This is a genomic window from Nonomuraea sp. NPDC005692 (assembly GCF_040631115.1).
In the GTDB taxonomy this organism is placed as follows: domain Bacteria; phylum Actinomycetota; class Actinomycetes; order Streptosporangiales; family Streptosporangiaceae; genus Nonomuraea.
Window position 1 is genome coordinate 1 of the sequence record NZ_JBEXYU010000066.1, and the last position, 15,660, is coordinate 15,660.

Genomic DNA, 15,660 nt, shown 5'->3' on the forward strand with positions numbered 1-15,660 from the left:
CGCCGAATACGAAACCCTCTACCGCGCAGAAATCAAGTCAGCTACTCTCGCCCCAGCCACGTAACCCGGTCTCCAACAAACCCGGCGCGGTTCAATTTCACGCCGAACCCGGAAGCTGCGTGGCCGCTTCCTTGCCTCCAGGTCGCCCGCGCGACGAGCAGAGCCGCCTGGACTCCATGGCCTGGACCGCCTACTACACCGCCGCCCTCACCGACCCAGCACTCGCCGCGGTCGGCGTCACCCTGCCCAACGCGCTGGAGAACTTCCTCACCGTACGGCTGACCGCCGCGCAGCAGGCCGCGGACATCGCTCCGGATCGTGAACCCCGTACCGAGGTCGCCGGGCTGCTGGCCTTGGCCAACGGCCTGATCCAGAGCGTCCTGAGCGGACAGCGCAGCCACGCGTCCGCCACCGAGATCATCGACTACTACCTGGACCGGCTGTTCATGCCGTCCGCCTGATCCCTGGAGGTCCGCGGCGCGGGGGCGGTTCAGGCTTCGGGCGGGGCCACGGCGGCGGGCGGCAGGCTGCGTGCCAGGCGGAGCAGCGCGAGTGCGGCCGGCCCCACGAGGGCTGCCAGCGTCAGCCACAGCAGCGGCGGCGCCGTACCGAGCAGGGCCGAGAATCCGGCGGGCGCGAGGACCGCCGCGAACGCCCAGGTGGCGCGGCCCGGCCTGAACGAAGCCTACCCAGGAAATCAACGTCGGTGCCAGCGAGGCGATCCGGCAGACAGGGGCTCTCTGCGATCAGGAAACCTTGGACGAGGAGACCGTCCAGGTGTTGCACGCCTGCGGGGATCTGGCGCGGAAGCCCTTGTCGAGCCAGATGGCGATGTTGCGGCCCTTGCCGTGGTCGCGGTTCTTGTACTGCTCGTCCCCGCTGTCGCGCGTTATCTGGAGCAAGATCTTCCAGTCTTCCTCGCTGCGTTCTGTCAAGGAGTCCCAGACGCTGCCGGTGAACACTCCGCCAAGGCACTCCGCCTGCAACTCCTTGCGGCGGATCTGCTCGTTCAGCTCACTCTTGTTCCGGTACGGATATCGGTAGTAGCTGCGGCTGATCCCGGTGAGGTTCTGCACGTGGTGCCCGTACTCGTGGGCGGCCGTCTGGAACAGGAACAGGTCGGTGGAATCGTCGAGCATGTCGTCGTCCAGAAGAACGACAAAACGCCGTTCCGCCTTGCAGTAAGTGGCTGCGGCGGAGCCCCAGGACTCCCCGCAGTACTTGCGTGGCTTGGTGATGAATCCGATCTTGGCCTTGGCGAAGGGCAGGCCCGCCCTCTTGAAGTGAGTGCCCCACGACCGGTTGAGACAGTTCAGCACCGCGGTCAGGTACCGCTTGGCGGAGGCGACGGTCTTCGGCCCGACCTCGCGCTCCGGGCACTGGCCCGCTTGGAGTTCGCCCGTACGGTACAGCTTGTTCGCGGTCAGAACTCGGTCCCGGATGGGGAAGGCGGATGTCGCGTGCGCGGTGCCGGATAACGGGGTGCCAGATAACAGCAGGCTGGCGAGCGTGGTGGTGGCGACAAGGGTGACGAAACGCATGAGCGCCATCTTAGGAAGGGGTGCCGGGCCTTGTGCCGGCGTCCTCAGGCGGGCCCGCCGCAGACACTGGCGAAACAGGGACGCGGGTCCAGCCGAGATACGGGTAAAACCGGCCATGAGTCGATCTTGACGCCCGTTTCCGCAGGCAGGTAGGCGGTCAGCGGTCAACCGTGATCAGTTTGAGGGCGTCTTCCTTGTCCTTGTCGGAGGGCAAGCTGTATCGGCGGGTGGTCTCCAGGCGGGCGTGGCCAAGGATCTCGGCGACCAGGACCAGGTCGGTCTTGCCGCGGACCAGCGTGGTGGCGAGTGTGTGGCGCAGGACGTGTGCCGTGGTGGGATCGTCCAGCCCGGCTGTCTGGGCGATCTCGGCGATGATGCCGCCCGCGGCCCGGGTGGTCAGCCGTCCGCCCTTGGCGTTGAGGAACAGGGCCGGGTTGTCGCCGGCGTGGGGCCAGTTGGGGCGTTCGTCGAGCCATAGCTGCAGTTCGGTGCGGAGTTTGGGGTGGATGTCGACCTCGCGGAACTTGTCGCCCTTGCCGTACAGGCGCAGCTTGCCCTTGCGGGCCGACATCTGGATGTCGTCGACGTCGAGGCGGACGACCTCGCTGATGCGGGCGCCGGCGTAGTACGGGATCAGCGCGATGCACCGGCCGCGGGGGGACAGATGGGCCTCGACGGCGCGCAGCCAGCGGATGCGGGCGCGCTCCTCCAGGGCGCGCGGCGCGTTCTTGGGCAGGTCTTCGCGGGCGACGTCGGCCTTGCCCAGACCCCGGCGGACGTGGAAGTCATCCAGCGCGGTGAGGGCGGAGTTGACATAGACGCGGCTACGCCTGGCCGGGCCGTCGCGCAGCAGCCACATGCGATAGTCGCGCACCGCCCAGTCCCGCGCCTGCCGATCGGCGAGCGGATCGGCGGAATAGGTGGCGGCGTGATCGGCCAGCCAGGACAGGTACATGCGCACCCGGGAGCGGTAGGTACGCCGGGTCTCGGCACAGCGGTGTGCGCTCCAGCGCCGCGGCGTATGCGTCGAGGATGGCGTTGTAGGCGGGCGGGAGCCGGGTGGGGCGGGCGCCCGGGCGGCGCTTCGTAATCTCGGAATTGGATCCGGGCTCCTGAGGCAACCCGGATGGCGCAATCTCGGAAGTCACACCTGGGAGTGTACTTCCGAGATGCAATCAATCTCGGAACCACGGGATTGTCCAGCACGGACAGGAACGCTTGCTGGTTGAAAGTCGGCGGTAGCAATGGATTGGACTGTGGGCCCCACGCCCTGCGAGGGCCATGGGCACGGGGTTAGCGAGGGCCGCTGGCGCCGGCCTGCAGAAGTTTGGTGAGGATCGCGCTCAACTGGTCGCGCTCGTCGGGGGTGAGGGCGTGGAAGGTGTCCTCGAGGAAGGCCGGGATCGAGGCTTGGGCCTGGGCGAGCCGCCGGCGGCCTGAGTCGGTGATGGTGACGGCGTAGGAGCGCCGGTCGCGGGGGTTGCGTTCCCTGCGGACGTGGCCCGCCTGTTCCAGGTCGTCGCAGATGCCGACCATGACGCTGCGGTCGATCCGGAGTTCCTCGCTGAGTGTCTGCTGGGAGCAGGGGCCGATGGCGTCGAGCATCTGGAGCACGAGGTGTTGCCCGACTCCGAGCCCTTCCTCGGTGGCATGCGCGTCGGCGGCGCGGGCCACGGTGGCCGAGGCCCGGCACAGCGCGATGTCGAGCCGCTCGGCGGCGAGCCGGGGAAAGTAGGCCGTCCCACGGTCCGTCGTTCTGGTCGTTGTCGCCATCGCTCTCCCTCTGCGTTCACCCGTCAGCCTACCGCACATCCATCTCCAAACAGACTGTTTGACGGCAGATGATTTTCAGGCATACGGTCGAAACCGTTTGTCCGCCAATTGTTTGCATGCAGATGGAGAGTGATCGTGTTTCGAGCCAACGGCCGGCAGCAGGTGGCCCTGGTGTTGTTGTGTGCCGCGGTGTTCCTGGACTCGATGGATCTGTCGTTGATGGGCGTGGCCCTGCCCGCCATCGGGGGTGATCTGTCGCTGCCGGAGAGCACTCTGCAGTGGCTGATGTCCGGTTACGCGGTCGCCTACGGCGGTTTCCTGCTGCTCGGCGGCCGTATCGCCGACCTGTTCGGCCGCCGCCGGGTGTTCGTGCTGTCGCTGGCGGTGTTCGCGGCGGCGAGTCTGGTCGGCGGGCTGCTGTCGGAGGGATGGCCGCTGGTGGCGACCCGGGTGATCAAGGGGGTGGCGGCCGCGCTCACCGCTCCGGCAGCGCTGTCGCTCATCACCACCACCTTCGCCGAGGGGCCGCAGCGTAACCGGGCGCTGGGGGTCTATTCGTTGGCCGGGGCGACCGGCTATACCGCCGGGCTAATCGCCTCCGGCCTGCTGACCGAGATCAGCTGGCGGCTGGTGTTCTTCCTGCCGGTCCCGATCGCCTTGCTAGTGCTGGCCGCAGCGCCGCTGGTGCTGCCACGCGGCGTTCGGCCGCCCGGGGCGCGTGAGGGGTTCGACGTCGCCGGTGCGGCCGCGGTCACCGGCGGCGTGCTGCTGCTGGTGTTCGCGCTGACGGAGAAGAGCTGGCCGGCCGGTGTCGTGGCCGTGCTGCTGCTGGGCGCCTTCGTGGTCATCGAGCGCCGGCGGTCCGCGCCGCTCGTCCCGCTGGAGGTGTTCAGATCCGGCACCGTGGGCGCCGCCAATCTCGCGGCGCTGGCCTGGGCGTGTGCGACGATCGGCTGGCAGTTCGTCACCGTGCTGTATCTGCAGCAGGTGCTCGGCTACACCGCGCTGGCCACCGGGCTCGGGATCGTCCCGATGGGTCTGGCCATCGTCATCGCCGCCAACCTGGCCGGCAGGTTGATCAGCCGGTGGGGCCTGGGGCGGGTGGCCGCCGCCGGGATGCTGGTCCAGGGCGCGGGCATCCTGCTGTTCCTGCGGGCCGGGGCCACCGGCGACTACGTCACGGTGCTGCTGCCCGCGCTGGTCGTGCACGGCATCGGTAACGGGTTGTCCTTCCCCAGTCTCAACATCGCCGCCGTCGCCGGCCTGCCGGACGAGCGGCAGGGACTGGCCTCGGGACTGGTCACCTCGGCCGTCCAGATCGGCGCCGGCATCGGCGTGGCGGTGCTGGCGGCGATGATGACGCTCGGCGGCTCCGCGCTGGCCGGATACCGGATCGCCTTCCTGATGGCGGGCGGTTTCTCCCTGCTCGGCGCCCTCGTCGCCGTCTTCGGCCTGCGCCCCCGCCGCCCCGCACCCGTTTCCACCCCGACCGCCTGAAGGAGACACGCATCATGACGCTGGATCTCACCCCGGACCAACTGCTGAGCACGACCCGCGCCGTGCGCAAGCGCCTCGACTTCACCCGCCCCGTGCCGCGCGAGCTGATCGAGGAGTGCGTGGACCTGGCCGTGCAAGCGCCCACCGGGCGCAACCGGCAGCGCTGGCACTTCATGGTCGTGACCGAGGCCAAGCAGCGGCGGGCCGTGGCCGACATCTTCCTGCGTGCCCTGGCCGTGGCCGGCGGCCAGCCGCTGACCGAGCGAGATGTGTGGCGGATGAACTACCATTCCGGCTCCACCGAGCGGGTCTTCGACGGCCTGCGCCACCTGGCCGACAACATTCACCGGGTGCCCGCGTTCGTCATCCCGGGCGTGGAGGGACGCACCGACCGCGCCTCGGTGGCCGTGCAGGCCGGGGCGTGGGGATCGATCCTGCCCGCAGTGTGGAGTTTCATGCTGGCCGCCCGGGCGCGCGGCCTGGGCACGGTGTGGACCACCGCGCAGGGACCGCTCGAACGCGAATTGGCCAAGGTGCTCGGCGTTCCGTACGAGGAGGTCATGCTGGCAGCGTTCATCCCGCTGGCCTTCACCCTCGGCACCGACTTCAAGCCCGCCCCCCGCATCCCGCGCGAGGAGGTCCTGCACTGGGAACGGTGGTGAGCACGCTTGCCAGGCCGCCCCGATCTCAGGGACGGCCTGGCAAGCGGCGCCGACCACGGGCAGGGTCGCCCGGGGGTGCGATTTCCCCGGGCGACCCGACCTCATTGGGCCTCGGAGAACGCCGACGCCTCCCGCGAGTTATCGGTGGCCTTGGGGAAGTCCTCGACGGGCGTCTGAACCGGGGACCTACAAGGTGGCGCGCAGGCAAGATCGTGTTCAGGCTGCTTGCTCCTCGATGTCGAGGTGGGCCGATGTCGAGGCCCTGTAGTTCTGCACCCCACCAGCCATGGCCCACCTGTCAGGGCTCTCCCGTTTCTGTCGGACCTCGCTGACACCATGCTTCCAAGCTGTCACACCAAGTGAGCGGAGGGTCTCGGACGATGGGCAAGGGATCGCGTGTTCGCCGTCAGCGGGCAGACATCATCTCGCTGGTCTTCTGCGACCTGGACTTCGACCGGGCCAGCCGCCCCTTCGGCAGGGGCGTCAGCCCGGCGCCGCCCAGCGGCTGGGCCATGGCACGAGCCGGCCTTGTCTACGCCGAATGGGATGGGCGCCGCTGCCGGATCACTGGCGATGAGTTGATCGAAGGGCGTCATGCGGCCAGCCGCCTGATCGCGGCGTTGCATGAGCATCGGCGACGGCTGATCGTCGGGCACGGTCTGCTGCGCTGCGGCCTGACCGCAGTCGCCATGGTCACTGCCGTGCCGGATGCGGTCATCCGGCGGTCCGTCGACACCCTGGAGTTGGCCCACCGCCTCCGGGGCGGCCCATTCTCCACTTGCTGCAGCCTTTCCGCGGTGGCATGGAAAACGCTTGGCATCCGCCGGCGTAAGCCGCAGGTGCCGGATTGGGCTGGCGAGAGGCGGGACCGTAACGCGTGGGGATCACGACCCTCGCGAGGACGCAGCCCTGGGGGCCCGCCAGTGGGAGGCGATGGTCAAGGCCCGGACGTTGTCCTGGGGCACCGGACTAAGAAGCGGACGCCCAGGCACCGCAGCGCTGGCAGGAGAGCATGTTGCCGAGTTGACGGGACGCCGGCCGCAACCGGAGACAGAATATTGGCGGCGCTGCCTCAGCGCTGAACCCCCAGGCCGTCTCGTGGGCGGTAGCACGACCAGTGGCTGCCGGATGATCGCTGCGGACCTTCCCAGCGCCGTCATCATCGGTCCGTCCTCCGAGGAGGAGCTTCTGACCGCGTGCCAGTGGATGGGGCACGGGCAGAATCTTGATGTACGGGGCCGGATCGCGCGGGGGCGGCGACTGACCAAGGATCTGCGCTACCGGCTAGCACAGGCGCTGTGGGAGATGACGCCCCTCAACCCCTGCTCGTGCTCGCCCACCTGCGCAACGGCGAACGTCCGCGAGGCGGTCGACCTGCTCGCCTTGCTCGCCGACAATGTCCACGCCGCCGTCTTACGCGCCGGCCGGCTGGCCTACGCCATCCTGGACGGCACCCTCATTCCGATCGACCGGCTGGCCGACGAACGGCCGTACTACTCCGGCAAACACCGGCGCCACGGCGTGAACGTGCAGGTCCTGGCCGATCCGGTCGGCCGACTCGTCTGGGCCTCACCTGCGCCACGCACGACCTGACCGCAGCACGCGCTACCGGCCTGATCGACGCGCCGACCGCCGCAGCGGTGAAGACCTTCGCCGACAGGGGATATTAAGGCGTGGATGGCAGCATCCGCACGCCGTTCAAAGGTCATCGGCTGCGACCGCCGCTGTCGCGCCATCAGCGTTCGGTCAACCGCGCGCACGCTCGCATCCGCGCCTGTGGGAAACGCGCCGTTGCCACCTTGAAGACCTGGAGGGTCCTGTCCCGCCTGCGCTGCTGCCCGCACCGCGCCACCACGATCGTGCAGGCCATCCTCATCCTGCAACTCACCGAAGTAGGCCGCTACTCAGGATGAAAAGCGCTCAAGCAGCAAGATAGGTACCGAGCACGCACCTACCTTCAAACGATTAAGCTCGAATGATCATCAGAGACTGGCAACGTGACGTATTCGACTGTGTCGTATCCGCCGCTCGGATGTTGCAAGGTGGGCGGGTGGGGCTTGGGCGCCGACGGGGCTGAATGATCTTCCCGCTTAACTGGGATATATCGGCCCGAAAATCGCCTCGAAGTCCGAATGCGAACCTACTGATTCTCATTGGAGGAACCCGCATTTCCGTCCTCGCAGCGCCGCGTCCAGTAGGCGAGGTGGGCTCGGGCGGTCAGCGTGTCCGGATGCTCGGCACCCGAGACCCGCTCGCGGATCGGCAGCAGCGCCGCGAGTTGATCGCGCGCCCCGGCCGCATCCCCCGCCTCCCCCGACCAGCGCGCCAGGTGGGCCCGGACGGCCAGCGTGTCCGGATGCTCAGTACCCGAGACCCGCTCACGGATCGGCAGCAGCGCCGCGAGTTGATCACGCGCCCCGGCCGCATCCCCCGCCTCCCCCGACCAGCGCGCCAGGTGGGCCCGGTCGGCCAGCGTTTCCGGATGCTCGGCACCCAAAACCCGCTCGCGGATCGATAGCAGCGCCGCGGACTGATCACGCGCCCCCACCACATCCCCGGCCCGCCCCGACCAGTAGGCCAGGTTGGCCCGGTCGGTCAGCGTGTCCGGGTGCTCGGCACCCGAGACCCGCTCGCGGATCGGCAGCAGCGCCGCGGACTGATCACGCGCTCCCACCACATCCCCCGCCTCCCCCGACCACCAGATCAGGTGGGCCCGGACAGCCAGCGTGTCCGGATGCTCAGCACCCGAGACCCGCTCACGGATCGGTACCAGCTCGGCGAGTTGATCGCGCGCCCCGGCCGCATCCCCCGCCTCCCCCGACCAGCGCGCCAGGTTGGCCCGGACGGCCAGCGTGTCCGGATGCTCAGCACCCGAGACCCGCTCACGGATCGGCACCAGCGCCGCGAACTGATCACGCGCCCCCACCACATCGCCCACCATGGCGGTGTAATAGGCCAGTTCAGCCTGGGCGATCAGGGTGCGGAGGTGGTGCGGGCCATCGCGATCAAGCAGGGCTCGGTAGCGGTGGTGTTGCACGGTCATGGCGGTGGCGTAGGCGCCGCTGGCCTTCAGGTAGTCGATCATCTGGTTCATCGCGTCGGATTCGGGCGCCAGAGCCGTGCGTGCGTGGGGGAGCAGCCGTTCGTAGCGAGCCCAGGTGCCGATCACGGTCGGGTCCTCGGGCAGCGCGGCCGCCAGCAAACCGGCCGCCTCCTCCCTAACGGTTCGGCGCTGCTGGTCGGGCAGGTCGGCCAGGGTGACGGCCTGGACCAGGCGATGCACGCTGACCGCGTCCCGATCGTTGCTGATGGTGATCATGCTGTAGGAGGCCAGCAACGCCAGCGCCTTACCGACCCGCACAGGCTCGACCTCGGGCAGGTGGTGCAGCACACCAACGGGCAACTGGTCAGGGGCATAGCAGGCCAGCAGCGCCAGCAGCCGCGGCGCCAGCGCGTCGCGTTCGGCGATCCGCTGACGGGTGAGCGCCCACACCCGGGCCAGCACCTCCTCCCCATCGGGAGCCTGGTGCAGCAGCCGGCGGTAGTCGGTGACGGTTACTCCGGGGGTGCGGGCGATGAACGCGCCCGCCTGCCGCAATGCCAGCGGCAAGAACCCCAGCTCCTCGGCCAGGCGCGCCAGTTCACGCGCCGCCGGTTCTTCGCCGTCTTCGGTGGTGGGCCGGATGCCGATCAGCTTGGCCAGCAGCTGCTGGGCCGCCTCGGGCTCCAGCACCTCCAGGCTGATGGGGGTGCAGCCCACGTCCTGCCAGCCGGTATCGCGCCGGCTAGTGATCAGTACCCGCCCGCCGCTCAGCCGCCCCAAATACGGGTGCAGATCCTCGGCATCCTCGACGTTGTCGAAGATCAGCAGCCAGCCCGGGTGGGCGGCCAGCCACACCAGCGCCCAGGCCGCGGCCTCCTCCACACTCGCCTGCGCCGCCGCCACCGAATCAGCCCCCACGCACACGGTTCGCGCCAGCTCGGCCAGCGACGCCTGAATCTGGGTGGGGTTGTCGGCCTCGGACCACCACACCAGCGTGTACTTGTCGCGGTGGCGGGCGGCGTACTGCAACGCCAGCTCGCTCTTCCCGATACCGCCTAGCCCGTAGACAGCCGCTTGCGTGATCACCACCGATCCCGTCTTCTGCGTCCTGGTCAGCGTCCGGTGCAACCGGGTCAGAACCTGGCCGCGGCCCAGGAACACCGCCGCCGGCGGGCGCGGCAGCCTGCCCAGCCCATCCGGCACGGCGGTCGTGGCGGCGTCGGGCAACGCCCGTCGGTTCGGCGTCGCCGGCCCGGGTTGGAGAAGGTCGGGGCCAGCGGTCTTGCCGACTCCGGCCATGCCTGCCATCGCCGACACCACCACTCCCGGTAGACCTTCGCCTGCCGGGCCTAAGAAGCCCAGCACCTCCCCCAAAGAGTCGGTGCGACCGACAAAGCCGGCCGGCCCGGCTGGCAGACCGGCCAGAGCCTGCGGGGCCGGACCTGTGACCTGCATGGTGACGTCGCGCGCCAAGGTCACCGGCGCATAGAACGTCCCGCCGGTGATCTCGTTGCGCGTGCCCTCGCTGCCACCGTCGGCCTGATCGTCATCCATGGTCGGCTCACTCACTTGGGGGCTGCCGTGGAGCATCTGGAATGTCTGCGGGCGAGGCAGGAGGTGGCGACGACTGGGGCACAGGCGGGTCGGTGATGTCCCGGGCCATCGTGACAGGCGCGTGGAAGGTGCCGCCCTTGATCGTGTTCTTGGTGTCGCCTGCTCCGGCATAGATGGTGTAGCCGGCGTTGCCGGTTTGGATCACCCCGGAGTTGTCCCGGACCGCGACGGATCGCTGCCCGCTCGCCGTGATGGTGCCTGCGCCCAAGGGCGGAGCGGCCGCTGGGGAAGATCCGGTGCTCGGGACGTCACCGCGGCGGGACAGGACAACGCCGTAGACCGAGATGCTCAGTCCGGCCAGGGCGACGAACACACCGACCACGCTGGCCAACTGGTCGGCCTGCTCCAGATCAAGCACGATGAAGATCACACCTAGCGCGCCAGCCAGCACCCCGCCAGCCAGCAGGGAGATCCACAGCCAGGGGCTTATCCGTGTCGCCATGCCGCCATGGTGAACCTGTCAGACGCTTGCCGCCACTGAAGGTGTGCAAACTGCAACGAAGCCGGTTACCCGCCCCGGTACGGTGCATTCAAGAACGGTGCGCACCCATTTCATATCCGGAGACTGGTCGGCGCTGCCGAGCTGCTCGACGGCCTTGCCGTAGCTGTCGGTCACATGGCCACGCTCACCGAGCTGGAAGCTGCGCCGGGCGGTGCCGGCGCTGCGCGCAGTGTAGAACACCGCGACCAGCGCGGCCAGGCCGGTGGCCACGGCCAGCACCCGGCCACGGATCGCGTCCAAAGCCGCCGCCAAGTTCGTGCCCACCAGTGAACCGCGCCGGGCTTGTTGGAGACCGTGGTGTGCCCTGGGGTCGATGGAGGCGCGTTTCTGGATTGTCATGCCACGGTGGACGCGTTCTCGAACTGTATCTCTACGACTCACAAACCACGGACCCTAATTTCCCGGGAAAGACCAAAAAGATCCCAGGACGGCTCGTGCCCTATAATCACGGATGTGAAGGCCATCCCGGATGTCTTACGCGTGCGACCGGCGACCGGAAGACGGTAGGCACCGTGCCCTACAAGAACGACCTCGCCAAGAACCGTGCATGCAATAAGGTTCCTCGGCCAACGAACCCTCCTCTCACATCGCCGTCGTGTGATGAATATCCCTTTGCTTCTACGCATGAGGGCCTTGACAAAGCCGGGATCAACTTCTCCGTCGCATGGGTAGAGGGCCCCGATAACTGCAGTGGCGGCGCAAAGCTAGTTGACTGGTATCAGAAGAACCGAATTCTCGAAGGTGACCCTTTTTGGGTCGACGTAGTAAAGAAGGGGAGCAAGCCGCCACCCGACGTCGCTCAAGCGGACCCGAGCGAATTCGACTTCGCTCACTGCGAGGATGACTAGCAGCAGATGGCTCTACGGCATTTGGTATAACATGGGCCCTGTGCGCGAAGATACACGCACAGGGCTCCACCGCGCTCCCCCATGAGCCAAAGGCAGGACTCGTGATCACCAGCGAATACCTAGATTGGTTCAACCAGGAGTTTGAGGACACGCAAACCCTCATCTGGTGCGCCACGGAAGCATCTCCAAAAGACGCCCTCATCGCCTATGGAGCCACACCGAAAGGCATCATATCGGTGCGGCTTTCAGCTCATGATCCGATCGATTACCCGGTGTCGCTCCTAGCTGGCCGTATTGGCTCTGGGATTCTACTGGTCGATCGCTATCGCTTTGACCCCGCCGACCGCCTGCGTTCACTTTCCCGACTAGGGCAATGCCTGAGTGTAAACTGGAGCGACTTCTCGCCAGACGTGATTAGCTATGCCGATCAAGGCGAGATCCTTGTTCGATTTGACCCAAAAATGAGGGACGAATCCGTGGCCGATCTGGTCTATCCCAGCGTCGCTGAAGTAGACCAATGGATCCTGAGCACAGCGGCAGGGCGTTCAGCATGGGACAAACACTGGCCGACCGCCCTTCTAGAAACTGCAGAGGCGCTGGTAGGAGCTTCCATTGACCCCGCGTGGACCGAGTTGTCGCATCTCGGAGTCCTTGCCTCTTCATCAGAGAGCGATGTCATGCCGGTGGAGAGCGGCAACGTTCACCCATCGGTAACCGACTCGGCCACTTCCGCCGAAATTTCTTCTGCTATCGCCGGGCCACCGCCCCCCTCCACCGCAAACGAGGCACTTGGCTTCTGGCGCACCATTCAGGAGGGAGACTGACGGTCATAACCGAGGCCTATCACCCCAGGCATTCGTTCTCTTCGCATCGCCGTCCTTGAGACGCGTGTACTTAGCATGAGCCAGGTCGCCAGTACTCCCCTTAGTGAATATCGAATCGAGGAAGAAAGCAGCGCGAGCGAACTGGTCGACGGCGTCGACCTGGCCACTGAGAGGGGTGCGGGTTATGGCCAGTGTGATCAGACAGGACGCAACCATGGATACCTTGTTGAGCGCGGCGCTGTCAGGATGACGGCGCTGCTGGGATCGCTCATCGAGCATTTCGTGGTGCTGCCCGACGAAGGACGGGCGAAGGCCAGCTGTAGCTTACGGGTGACGTCTTGTGCCTGCGTTCCCTACGCTGAGGCACACTACCTCCCCCAGGAGTCACCATGGCCCACCAGCCATCAGGCGACGCGTCTCCCCCGCGCCGCCCCACCGTCGTACCGCCCCATCCCGACGCCCCAGCGCCCCAGCGCCCCCGCCCACGCTGGCAGATGTCGGGGAGCCCCACGCCGAGCACACCGACGTCAGGAACAAGGTGGCCCTCGTACATGCCGCGTACGCCGCCAGCGACCTGACCGCCGAGCAGGCCGTCGAGCAGGCCGTCGACATGATCGCCGCGCTCCCCGGCCATGAGGAGACGACGGCCGAGTACGGCTGGCGTGCCGACCTGCTCCTCGCCGGGGGGCCTTTCCCCTTGAGCGTGGACACCTTTGGAGACTGGATCTTGAGGTCCAGGGGAAGAGATGTCCCTGATGGTGATGAAGAACTACCCGCCCGAGTTCAAGGCCGACGCGGTGGAGCTGGTGCTGTCCAGGCCGGACCGGACGATCATGTCGATCGCGCGAGATCTCGGTGTCAGCCGCGAGACGCTGCCCGTGTGGGTACGCGCCGCGCAGGCTCGGGGTGAAGGCGGGCAACGAGCGGCTGGCCGGGTCGGAGCCGGCAAGGACACCTCGTCCGGGCACCTACCCTCGGACGACGTGCTGGAAGAGGAGAACAAGCAGCTTAAGGCGCGGATCCGGGAACTGGAGCAAGAGCGCGACATCCTGCGCAAGGCGGCCAAGCTTTTCGCGAACGAGACTAACTGGTGAACCGCTTCCAGTTTGTTGAGGACCACAAGGCGCTCTACGGGGTGAAAGCGCGGTTGTGCCGGGTGCTGCAGGTGTCACGCTCGGGCTTCTACCGATGGCTGAAGGGCGCCGCGGCGCGGCTGGCCCGCCGCCAGGCCGACGAGGACCTGGCCGAGCAAGTGCGACGAATCCATGCCGACCACGATCCCGGAGCCGGACGCGGCGCCAGTGCCTGACCTGCTCCGGCGCGAATTCACCGCCGAGCAGCCGAACACCCGCTACGTCGGCGACATCACCTACCTGCCCGTAGGCGGTGGCCGGTTCCTCTACCTGGCCACCATGGTGGACCTGTGCTCGCGCCGGCTGGCGGGCTGGTCGATCGCCGATCACATGCGCACCGAGCTGGTCGTCGATGCGTTGCAGGCTGCGGCGCATACCCGGGGCGGGCGTCTGGACGGCGCGGTGTTCCACAGCGACAACGGGGCGCAGTACTGTTCGCGGGAGTTCGCGCGGGCCTGCCACCGGTTCGGCGTTAGCCGCTCACGCGGCGCGGTCGGCACCAGCGCCGACAACGCGGCGGCCGAGTCCTTCAACGCCAGTCTGAAACGCGAGACGCTGCAGGGCGCGCACCACTGGCCCGACGCCGGCACCGCCCGCCTGGCCGTCTTTCGCTGGATCACCCGCTACAACACGGTCCGGCGGCACTCCCGCCTTGGCCAGCTCAGTCCGATCGACTACGAGAAGACGACAGATAGCCTGAAGTCTGCCGCCTGAAATCGGCGTCCACGTTCGAGGGGGAAGCCCCGTCAACCAGCCTGATCAGACACTGCGGCCGCGAGAGGCCATGCGTCCGTCCAGCCGGCTCTGCACCAGCCATTCGTTCATCTCACGCTGGACGAGGCGCATGTGCGTGATCTCCCGCTCGAAGCCGGGGCCGAACGCCCAGAACCCGTGAGGGCGCATCCGGTCGTCGGCCCGCTCCAGCGCGTGAGAGCGGGCATGGCGATGGTCATCCGTTCCGGCTTCACCAGTCCGGATTCTGCCAAAGCACCGCCGAATCCGCCGATCAGGTGCGCAGCAGCCGGGCAAACCGGTCATATTGCGCGTCGCCAAGATAGCTAATCGATTCGATCCAGCACAGCATTAGACGATCAATAGAGGGCGCACCTGAACGGCTTCGCCACCGCCTTGAGCGGCCTCTACACCACCGACACGCCGGTCACGCCCCGCCCCCGACACGTCTGGCCATCATCGCGACCAGCCACTCCCGATCAGCGGCCACCGCGCCCGGGTCACCAGGATCCTCAAGAGCACGCTGACCAGCATCACCCCTGGCCGGAGAGTACATCCGGGAGCGCGGGTTGACCATCTGCTCGAAGACTTCCTCCGGCTCCTTCGCTCCCACAACAGGTGGGTAGGGGAGCTCGTGGCGGGCCAGAACCCGTCTGAAGACCTCTTCCGGCTCTGTCATGCCACCCACGGAAACGCCGGGCACCGCCTTGGCCACAACACCCTGCTGCCCATCACTCCGCCTCTTCCCAGACTCACCTGGAGCTACGGCACGGCTGCCCGCGTGGGACCCGTCGCCCAGCTCTTCTCCAGACAATGACCGGTTCATGATGAGCGAGCTCCTGCCCCACTCAGCCAGCAGTGCCTGCTGCCTCCACCAGATCCGAGACTACTCACCTTCCGCCCCCCTACTCCCGCGAACCGCAAGCTGGCCGCCGTTTCGCCGCCACCACGACCGCACCATCATCCAAGCTGCAATCGCGCCTCAGCAGGCACGCCACACCTAGATCACGCCTGCCAACGGATCCACCCCACCGCCCCCGCCGCGGAGAAGCGCACATTTACGCAACAGCGTTTCAGCGCACCCTTCACACGCCAGGCCCCTACTGGGTCACGTCCACGGACGTGGTGTATGAATCGATCTTCGCGTGATCCTGTTTCTGCAGGTTAAGCGGTGAGTGTCTGTGGGATCTGGTTCTGGGCGGGTGTGTCGCCCGGGATCACCCGCATCCGGGCTTTGGCCAGCACGTCCAGGCCCATGTAGCGGCGGGCTTCTGTCCATTCGTCGGTCTGCTCGGCCAAAACGGCACCGACCAGGCGGACGATCGCGGCCCGGTCGGGGAAGATGCCGACCACGTCGGTGCGGCGGCGGATCTCCTTGTTGAGCCGCTCCTGTGGATTGATGCCCCTATGGATGTCAAGCCTCGAACCTGGGCGCGCTGGAGTTGATGATGATGCGATGGACTTCGCGCGCGATGTAACGCTTCAGGCACC

General features: G+C 67.4%; 13 protein-coding genes and 3 pseudogenes. 7 read left to right on the forward strand and 9 right to left on the reverse strand.

What is annotated here, in order from left to right; genetic code table 11:
* The first annotated feature begins 119 nt into the window (after positions 1-119).
* Entirely contained in the window at positions 120-461 is a 342-nt protein-coding gene (locus tag ABZ459_RS52170) for a TetR family transcriptional regulator C-terminal domain-containing protein (RefSeq protein WP_357988903.1), read from the forward strand.
* A gap of 285 nt (positions 462-746) precedes the next feature.
* Here ABZ459_RS52170 and ABZ459_RS52175 read toward each other — a convergent pair whose 3' ends face one another.
* The 3 genes from ABZ459_RS52175 to ABZ459_RS52185 all read right to left on the reverse strand — a co-directional run bounded on the left by ABZ459_RS52175 (position 747) and on the right by ABZ459_RS52185 (position 3,314).
* The gene (locus tag ABZ459_RS52175; RefSeq protein WP_357988905.1) at positions 747-1,541 is read right to left on the reverse strand and encodes a neutral zinc metallopeptidase; all 795 of its coding nucleotides are present in this window, start codon (positions 1,539-1,541) and stop codon (positions 747-749) included.
* A 157-nt stretch (positions 1,542-1,698) separates the two neighbouring features.
* A complete protein-coding gene (locus ABZ459_RS52180) occupies positions 1,699-2,496 on the reverse strand; it encodes a tyrosine-type recombinase/integrase (RefSeq protein WP_357988927.1) in 798 nt (265 codons plus the stop codon).
* Positions 2,497-2,834: 338 nt separating this feature from the next.
* The gene (locus ABZ459_RS52185) at positions 2,835-3,314 is read right to left on the reverse strand and encodes a MarR family winged helix-turn-helix transcriptional regulator (RefSeq protein ID WP_357988907.1); all 480 of its coding nucleotides are present in this window, start codon (positions 3,312-3,314) and stop codon (positions 2,835-2,837) included.
* Between the two features lie 135 nt (positions 3,315-3,449).
* Between ABZ459_RS52185 and ABZ459_RS52190 the strand changes: the two genes are divergently transcribed.
* From ABZ459_RS52190 to ABZ459_RS52200, 3 genes and pseudogenes are all read left to right on the forward strand, one after another.
* A complete protein-coding gene (locus tag ABZ459_RS52190; RefSeq protein WP_357988909.1) occupies positions 3,450-4,811 on the forward strand; it encodes an MFS transporter in 1,362 nt (453 codons plus the stop codon).
* A 14-nt stretch (positions 4,812-4,825) separates the two neighbouring features.
* Positions 4,826-5,473, forward strand: coding sequence for a nitroreductase family protein (locus tag ABZ459_RS52195; protein WP_357988911.1), 648 nt, complete (start codon positions 4,826-4,828; stop codon positions 5,471-5,473).
* Positions 5,474-6,829: 1,356 nt separating this feature from the next.
* Positions 6,830-7,386, forward strand: a pseudogene (locus tag ABZ459_RS52200) (transposase family protein); the annotation flags it as partial.
* A 227-nt stretch (positions 7,387-7,613) separates the two neighbouring features.
* Here the strand turns inward: ABZ459_RS52200 and ABZ459_RS52205 are convergent.
* Genes ABZ459_RS52205 through ABZ459_RS52215 form a run of 3 tightly spaced genes read right to left on the reverse strand, consistent with a single transcriptional unit; the run spans position 7,614 to position 10,971 of the window.
* Positions 7,614-10,070, reverse strand: coding sequence for a tetratricopeptide repeat protein (locus tag ABZ459_RS52205; RefSeq protein ID WP_357988913.1), 2,457 nt, complete (start codon positions 10,068-10,070; stop codon positions 7,614-7,616).
* A gap of 7 nt (positions 10,071-10,077) precedes the next feature.
* Positions 10,078-10,572 carry a hypothetical protein gene (locus ABZ459_RS52210; RefSeq protein ID WP_357988915.1) on the reverse strand — a complete coding sequence of 165 codons (495 nt, stop codon included), beginning with the start codon at positions 10,570-10,572 and terminating at the stop codon, positions 10,078-10,080.
* 18 nt (positions 10,573-10,590) lie between these two features.
* The gene (locus ABZ459_RS52215; protein ID WP_357988917.1) at positions 10,591-10,971 is read right to left on the reverse strand and encodes a hypothetical protein; all 381 of its coding nucleotides are present in this window, start codon (positions 10,969-10,971) and stop codon (positions 10,591-10,593) included.
* Between the two features lie 173 nt (positions 10,972-11,144).
* On the opposite strand from ABZ459_RS52215, the gene ABZ459_RS52220 reads away from it, so the two are divergent.
* From ABZ459_RS52220 to ABZ459_RS52230, 3 genes and pseudogenes are all read left to right on the forward strand, one after another.
* A complete protein-coding gene (locus tag ABZ459_RS52220; RefSeq protein WP_357988919.1) occupies positions 11,145-11,480 on the forward strand; it encodes a NucA/NucB deoxyribonuclease domain-containing protein in 336 nt (111 codons plus the stop codon).
* Between the two features lie 101 nt (positions 11,481-11,581).
* Positions 11,582-12,304, forward strand: a complete 723-nt coding sequence (locus tag ABZ459_RS52225) for a hypothetical protein (RefSeq protein WP_357988921.1) — start codon at positions 11,582-11,584, stop codon at positions 12,302-12,304.
* 755 nt (positions 12,305-13,059) lie between these two features.
* Positions 13,060-14,151, forward strand: a pseudogene (locus ABZ459_RS52230) (IS3 family transposase).
* Positions 14,152-14,196: 45 nt separating this feature from the next.
* Here the strand turns inward: ABZ459_RS52230 and ABZ459_RS52235 are convergent.
* The 3 genes and pseudogenes from ABZ459_RS52235 to ABZ459_RS52245 all read right to left on the reverse strand — a co-directional run.
* The gene (locus ABZ459_RS52235; RefSeq protein ID WP_357988923.1) at positions 14,197-14,475 is read right to left on the reverse strand and encodes a hypothetical protein; all 279 of its coding nucleotides are present in this window, start codon (positions 14,473-14,475) and stop codon (positions 14,197-14,199) included.
* A gap of 121 nt (positions 14,476-14,596) precedes the next feature.
* Positions 14,597-14,848, reverse strand: a complete 252-nt coding sequence (locus ABZ459_RS52240) for a hypothetical protein (RefSeq protein WP_357988925.1) — start codon at positions 14,846-14,848, stop codon at positions 14,597-14,599.
* 485 nt (positions 14,849-15,333) lie between these two features.
* Positions 15,334-15,567 (reverse strand): annotated as a pseudogene (locus ABZ459_RS52245) (transposase); the annotation flags it as partial.
* Positions 15,568-15,660: the final 93 nt, after the last annotated feature.